General features: G+C 57.6%; 1 protein-coding gene. It reads left to right on the top strand.

The features are described from left to right. Nucleotides 1-747: site-specific integrase (locus tag B5G34_RS18160; RefSeq protein ID WP_162609539.1), on the top strand; the 747-nt coding region annotated here is incomplete at both ends.

The following is a 747-nucleotide window of genomic DNA, read 5'->3' as shown; positions in this document are numbered from 1 at the left end:
TAGGAAAAATGTCAAGCGGAGCACCGTGAAGGGCCGGGAATACCTGATGTCCGTCCTGAAAGAGGACCCCCTTGGGTCCCGGAGCATTGACAGCGTGAAACTGTCGGACGCCAAGGAATGGGCCATCAGGATGAGCGAGAAGGGCTACGCCTACAAGACCATCAGCAACTGGAAACGGTCTTTGAAGGCGGCCTTCTACACGGCGATTGAGGATGACTGCATCCGCAAAAACCCGTTCAACTTCGCCATAGCCGATGTCCTGGAGGATGACACGGAGGAAAAAGCCGCGCTGACCCAGGAGCAGGAGGACCGCCTCCTGGCCTTCGCCGGCAGCGATCCGGTCTACCGGAAGTATTGTGATGAGATCATCATTCTGCTGGGGACCGGCCTCCGCGTTTCCGAGTTGTGCGGATTGACAACGGACCTGGATTTTGAAAACCGCTGCATCCATGTGGACCACCAGCTCCTGAGGGACAGCGAGCTCGGCTACTATGTGGACGAGCCCAAGACCAAAAAGGGTGCGCGGCAGATCCCCATGAGCGAGAAGGTCTACCAGGCGTTGAAGCGGGCTGTGAAGAACAGAGGCAAGGCCGCCCCGGTCAATATCGGGGGCTACACTAACTTCCTGTTCCTCAACCAGAGCGGCCTTCCCAAAACGGCGTCCTGTTACGAGAGCATGTTCCAGGGGCTTGTCAGGAAGTACAACAAGCACCACAAACCAGAAGAAGCCCTGCCGAACATCACGCC

The sequence above is a fragment of the Flavonifractor sp. An82 genome, assembly GCF_002159265.1.
Lineage (GTDB): Bacteria > Bacillota > Clostridia > Oscillospirales > Oscillospiraceae > Flavonifractor.
Note: the sequence above shows the minus strand (reverse complement) of the source record. Positions and strands in the feature narration are given on the sequence as shown.